General features: G+C 38.0%; 4 protein-coding genes and 3 pseudogenes. 5 read left to right on the top strand and 2 right to left on the bottom strand.

Features of this window, described 5'->3' with window-relative positions:
• The first annotated feature begins 223 nt into the window (after positions 1-223).
• The 3 genes from IM509_RS04965 (at position 224) to IM509_RS04955 (ending at position 3,729) form a co-directional block, all read left to right on the top strand.
• Complete coding sequence (locus IM509_RS04965; protein ID WP_185237640.1) at positions 224-1,489, top strand: metal-dependent hydrolase family protein; 1,266 nt, start codon at positions 224-226, stop codon at positions 1,487-1,489.
• The gene (locus IM509_RS04960) at positions 1,489-2,511 is read left to right on the top strand and encodes a CobW family GTP-binding protein (protein ID WP_052277380.1); all 1,023 of its coding nucleotides are present in this window, start codon (positions 1,489-1,491) and stop codon (positions 2,509-2,511) included. The genes IM509_RS04965 and IM509_RS04960 overlap by 1 nt, the downstream gene beginning before the upstream one ends.
• A gap of 213 nt (positions 2,512-2,724) precedes the next feature.
• Positions 2,725-3,729 carry a hypothetical protein gene (locus tag IM509_RS04955; RefSeq protein WP_052277379.1) on the top strand — a complete coding sequence of 335 codons (1,005 nt, stop codon included), beginning with the start codon at positions 2,725-2,727 and terminating at the stop codon, positions 3,727-3,729.
• A gap of 59 nt (positions 3,730-3,788) precedes the next feature.
• Here the strand turns inward: IM509_RS04955 and IM509_RS24320 are convergent.
• Positions 3,789-3,920: pseudogene (locus tag IM509_RS24320) on the bottom strand (DUF4276 family protein); the annotation flags it as partial.
• A gap of 125 nt (positions 3,921-4,045) precedes the next feature.
• Here IM509_RS24320 and IM509_RS04950 point away from each other — a divergent pair.
• Together IM509_RS04950 and IM509_RS04945 are read left to right on the top strand one after the other, a co-directional pair.
• Positions 4,046-4,566: pseudogene (locus IM509_RS04950) on the top strand (transposase); the annotation flags it as partial.
• Positions 4,567-4,920: 354 nt separating this feature from the next.
• Positions 4,921-5,403: pseudogene (locus IM509_RS04945) on the top strand (IS5/IS1182 family transposase); the annotation flags it as partial.
• 25 nt (positions 5,404-5,428) lie between these two features.
• Here the strand turns inward: IM509_RS04945 and IM509_RS04940 are convergent.
• Positions 5,429-5,541: transposase (locus IM509_RS04940; protein ID WP_071784045.1), on the bottom strand; the 113-nt coding region annotated here is incomplete at its 5' end.

The raw sequence follows: 5,541 nt of genomic DNA, 5'->3' as shown, positions 1-5,541 counted from the left end.
TGTCAGTCTGTAGAGCGACCATAAGACCAGAACAGAGTAAATCTGTTAAGGCAGGTGCGAAAAATCCTTCGGGAAAGAAGCAGAAACCTAAATCGTGAGGTTTGGGAATCACCGTCCGTTTACGGCGGCGAGGATGTCAACCAGTGGAAGTCGAGATATTAAGCGATCGCCTAGCTCAAGACTAATAAAAACGCTGAAAAAATTAACAACAGGAGAAACAACGATGACTGGTACTAATTCCACTAGCCCAAATTATGTAATCGTAACCGATCAATATTGGGATGGTTTGGCTGATAATCCCCTTGGTGCCACGGAAATTCGCATCGAAAATGGGAATATCACTGCGATCGCTACAACAGTTGATCACAGCAACGCTCAAATTATTGAACTAAAAGGACACACCGTTACCCCTGGTTTCATTGATTGTCATGTTCATATCACCTTCTGTGAAGGGGATCCTACAATTCCAGAAAATCCTTATATGGTGACAGTGCCATTAATGACCCTTTATAGCTTAAATCCTCTGAAAACACTGTTAATGAACGGTTTTACTACTGTAAGGGAAGTGGGTTGTCCCGATCCAGAATTTATTACCGTCGATCTCAAAAAAGCGATCGCCAATGGCTGGATTATTGGACCAGATCTATTGGTAGCACCTCACCTGATTTCAGCCCAAGGAGGACATGGTGATTTTACCTCTTTAGTTGCTTTTCAGTTCAGACCAGAAAAATTTGAAGTAGCAGACGGAACAGCAGAAATTATCCGCATAGTACGAGAAGAAATTCGCTCAGGAGCAGATTGGATTAAATTCTGTGCTACAGGGGGTTTTAGCTCTCCTACGGATGATCCGAGTCAAACCACTTATTCCCAAGAGGAGATGAATATTCTGGTTAGTACCGCCAAAGATTTCGGTATTTCTGCTTGTCCCCACGCTTATGGAGGGGAAGGGGTTCAACGTGCTGTTAACGCGGGGGTACGTTCCATTGAACATGGTAATCTTGCGAGTTCCGAGACTTTGCAATTGATGGAAGAGAAAGGAGTTTATCTGGTACCAACTCAATACACTGTTTTAGAAAAAGCTCGCAATGCCAATAATCCTGAATATTGGAAAAGTCGTTCTCCTTGGCAACACGCTAAATATCAAAAATATGCCTCTCAACTGATTGCTTGTGCTGATAATGTAGCTAAAAGTAACGTTAAGATTGCTTTTGGTACTGATGCGGGAACTTTTCCTCATATAGATAACTGGAAAGAGTTTCCAGCGATGGTTCAAAATGGTATTACTCCTTTACGCGCTTTAAAAGCAGCAACTACTGTAGCGGCTGAATTATTAATGCAGCCGAATATTGGTGCGTTAGCGGTGGGGAAATTTGCTGATATTATCGCTATGCCGGGTAATCCTTTTGAGGATATTAATGTTACTGGTAAAGTTGATTTTGTCATGAAACGGGGAGTCATCTATAAACAACCATCGGGAGGACAAGTATAATGGTTTTGTCATCAAATCTCTGGAAGACACCAGTAACACTGCTGACGGGTTTTTTAGGTGCGGGTAAAACTACTTTACTTAACTGCATTCTTAAGGGTAAAAGTGATCGCCGTTTCGGCATACTGGTCAATGATTTTGGCAGTCTTAATATTGATCAGATGTTAATTAAAAATAGAGACGATGATCTAATCACTCTTGAGGGAGGTTGTGTTTGTTGTAGTTTACAAAATAATCTGGTTAATTCCCTTCCCAAAATCCTATCTCTCCGTCCAGATCAGATCTTAATTGAAGCCAGTGGAATTGCTAACCCTTATACCCTGTTACAAACCCTAAAGCGTCCAGTTTTAAGTAGAATAATTCGCTTGGAAAGCATTATTACCCTAGTTGATGCGACCTATCTACCCCAAATTTGTGAACCATCTGGAAAAATTAACTATCAAGATTTGCTAATTGATCAAATTTCGGCTGCTGATATTGTGGTTCTCAATAAAATTGATTTGATTGATGAAAAAGCACAAATTAATGCTAGTCAAATTATCCAAAAAATAGCACCTTGGGTGCGTTTGTTAAAAGGGAGTTATGGGGATGTTTCCCTAGATTTATTATTAGGATTTAGGGACTCATTTCCCGTTCGTTCTGTATCTAGTCAATTAAAATCTAATCACTCTGATAACTTTCATACTTGGAGTTATGAAAGTGTTCGCCCTTTTCAGTTATTAACCCTAGGAAAAATATTAGGGAAATTACCCGTAACTGTATTGCGAGCCAAGGGTATTTTATCTACTGTTGAACATCCCAATAGAAGAGTAATTTTGCAACAAGTGGGGCTGAGAATTACCTTAGAAATAGGCGAGGAATGGGGTAATAATCCACCCTTTACCCAATTGGTATTAATTAGCACGGAGGCAATAAATACAAATATATTACAGCAGCAATTAGATAGCTGTTTAAGAGTAGAGGATTTTGAGGTAAATTTAAAAACTCAAACCAAAGATAATTTTATTTTAAGTAACGAAATGTAACAAATATATCACAATTATCCAGGGTCAAACATTTTATCAAAAAACTGGGTTTAAAACCTCCTCCTTCTAGGGGAACTTGATGTTATAATTTTAGTAATCTAGAAAACCCGCCCTATCCTAGAGAAAGTCCTGCAACGGGTTGACGATGAGTAAGGGGAAGCTGGAGAGATAGCCTTTTCATTCTATTAATCAATCTAAAAAGTCCCAAAAAATATGATAACTTCCACTCCAGTAAAAAAAAATGACGATGTTAACGCCTTAAATGCGGATATTAGGGAAGTTTTATTAGAGGTTTTGCCGATAATTTCGCCTGAATTACAACTAGAAATCGCTAACTTAGTTCAACAGATTCATCACCTGAATTATTTGATTTATAAAAAAAGTAATAGCTGGAAAATTGGTTGGTTTATTTTTAACAATGATCCAACTAAATTGATTTTGTTATTAGAGGAAATTAAATATATATTGCTCATGGCAAAAACTAATAAAGTCGGAGTTGATGCTATTCGAGAATTCAGAATTAATCTAGAAAAGGAAATTAATAATAGTCGCTATTTTTTATGGGGACATATTTTGAATGGATTTAGTTCTATCTATTCTACAAGATCAGTCCCATTCAAAATATTTTTAGGTTTATCTATTACAACTTTTTTATCTATGATTGCCCTCAAATTTTCTGCTCAAGAAATTTACATATTTGATGATAATTTACACCAGAAACACTCTCAAGAGGAGGCACTTATTTCAAAACCATTACCTCAAGCAAACTCCCCAGCCCCCATTCCTTCTAGTAGTTATTCAGAACAGTTAAAATCATCGAGTGATACGATAAATCCTAATCGGCATATATTTTATGGTTTAGTTTATGCGGCAACAGCAGGAGTGTTGGGAAGTGTTGCGAGTATTTTACTCAGAATTATCGACTTTACAGACAAAAAATATGACGACCCCCTCATTCCTCTTTTTATTGGTTTGTTTAGACCCTTAATTGGTCTAATTTTCGGTATTTTTATCTTTAGTTTAATTAGCTCAAATACGTTGATTAAAATTGATTTTATGATTACCCAGGATCAAAATTCTTCTAGTTTAATAACCAACAAAGCCCGTCAGGATTTATTTATCTTTTCCTGTGCTTTTTTAGTGGGATTTAGTGAAAGATTTGCCTCAGATTTACTGAAAAAAACTGAATCGGGATTAATTGAAGAAAAAGAAAAATAATGTTATTGGCTAAATTATAGGGACTTTTGCGGATTCAAGACATACAATAACAGCAGTGGTCAAAGGGATTTATTTTCAGTTAGGAAAAGATGGGGGGCAATCTGTTTAGAGTGGGTTCCTTCATAATACTCTTTCACTAGCTTTGTTAATTCTTGTTTAGCCGAGTTAAGCAGGTCTGGTTCTCTGTATTTAGGGCTTGCTGAAAAAGCCTGAAATGCCGATAGGAAAAAGGTTTCGACTCAATCAAGTCGAGAAAAAAGGCACAAAAAAAGGTAAAATACCCTAAAAGCCAAGCACTTTTTTTTATTCAGTACAGATGTATAGTATCTCGACTGCAACTCCATCAGAACCCGAATCATTTGAACTGCCCGAGGAGCGGAAAACTATCAGATGAAAACCGTTGGGTTATTATGGCCAACTTAATTCCCTGGGAAAAATTTGAAGAAGAGTACGCAAAAAGCTTCTGCGAAAACAAGGGTGCGCCCGCCTTACCATTTAGGGTAGCATTGGCAGCATTAATTATTCAAGAAAGATTAGGAATAAGTGATAGAGAAACCGTCGAACAAATTAGGGAAAACCCTTACCTAAAATACTTTCTTGGGCTAACAAACTATCAAACCCCAAGCCCCATTTGATGCCTCAATGATGGTATATTTTCGGAAAATAATTAAGTTAAATCTCCTTAACAAAATTAACCAAGAAATGGTGAAAAAAGGCCGAGAAATTCTCGATGACAAAGAATCTGATGCCAGAACAGAAGAGCGAGGAGAAGAAAGTGAGCGGCCCAATGCAGGAAAATTAATATTAGATGCGACTTGTGCGCCCGCTGATATTAAGTAGGGTCTGCTGAAAAAGTAGGGGCGAAGCATTCGGGCAATAACCTATCGGTGAAACCGTAGATTTTCTATCCGAATGCTTCGCCCCTACAGGACGCGGGCCGATGAAGACGCAAGCTTTTGAAGCACGATTCCCTCGAAATCTTGCACCTGTTTCGCAAGAAAAGCCACAAAACCCTTACCATGCCTACATTTCACATTTATTCAGCCAGCCCTAAGTATCCCACAGATTTAGATCTATTAAATCAAGGGTTCTTCTCGACTTTGTGTGATAATTTTTGCTTATGGAACCCTGAAGTGCTTATTGGGCAAAACTTTTAGGACTATTTTGCGGATATTCTATCGGTATAGACCTCGTTTCCACACAGAAACCAGAAGAGCCAATCAAGCTCGTCAAGGAACGGAAAAAATCCTAGATTGTCTCTACCGGGAAGTCAAAGAAAAGTTAACTAAGAAACCAAGAACTTCCCGAAAAATAGCGAGAAAGAACTATTTAAAAGTCGCTAAAAAACGTCGTCCCTCTCAAAAAGAAAGACGGAAAGCCATTGGTCAACAACTGGGATATATTCAAAGAAACTTAGGTTATATAGACCAACTAATTGAATTAGGAGCCTCCTTAACTTGTTTAAGTAAAAGACAATATAAACTGCTATTAGTCATTGAAGAAGTCTCTCGTCAACAACGGGAGATGTGGTCAGAGAAAAAAACAAGGGTTGACCAGAGAATTGTCAGTTTAAGTCAACCTCATGTACGTCCTATTGTCAGAGGCAAAGCTGGAAAACCGATGGAATTTGGCGCAAAGCTCTCGGTGTCTTGTGTCGATAATTATGTATTTTTGGCTCTTCGTTACCCTTTATGCTAAATCAACATACAAGATGCCAAGATAACATACTTCTAACCCAAAAATTCCGAAAGTTTCTAAAGCCATAGCCTCTCCGTTTTATTAGTTTAAGTTTATTGTTGATTCCCTCGACCA

The sequence above is a fragment of the Microcystis sp. M31BS1 genome (assembly GCF_020245285.1).
Classification (GTDB): domain Bacteria; phylum Cyanobacteriota; class Cyanobacteriia; order Cyanobacteriales; family Microcystaceae; genus Microcystis; species Microcystis panniformis.
This window is presented reverse-complemented; position numbering and strand designations above follow the sequence as displayed.

Excerpts from the sequence above, each read along its gene's own strand:
- IM509_RS04965 (WP_185237640.1), top strand. The coding sequence starts at position 224 with ATGACTGGTACTAATTCCACTAGCCCAAATTATGTAATCGTAACCGAT.
- IM509_RS04960 (WP_052277380.1), top strand. The coding sequence starts at position 1,489 with ATGGTTTTGTCATCAAATCTCTGGAAGACACCAGTAACACTGCTGACG.
- IM509_RS04955 (WP_052277379.1), top strand. The coding sequence starts at position 2,725 with ATGATAACTTCCACTCCAGTAAAAAAAAATGACGATGTTAACGCCTTA.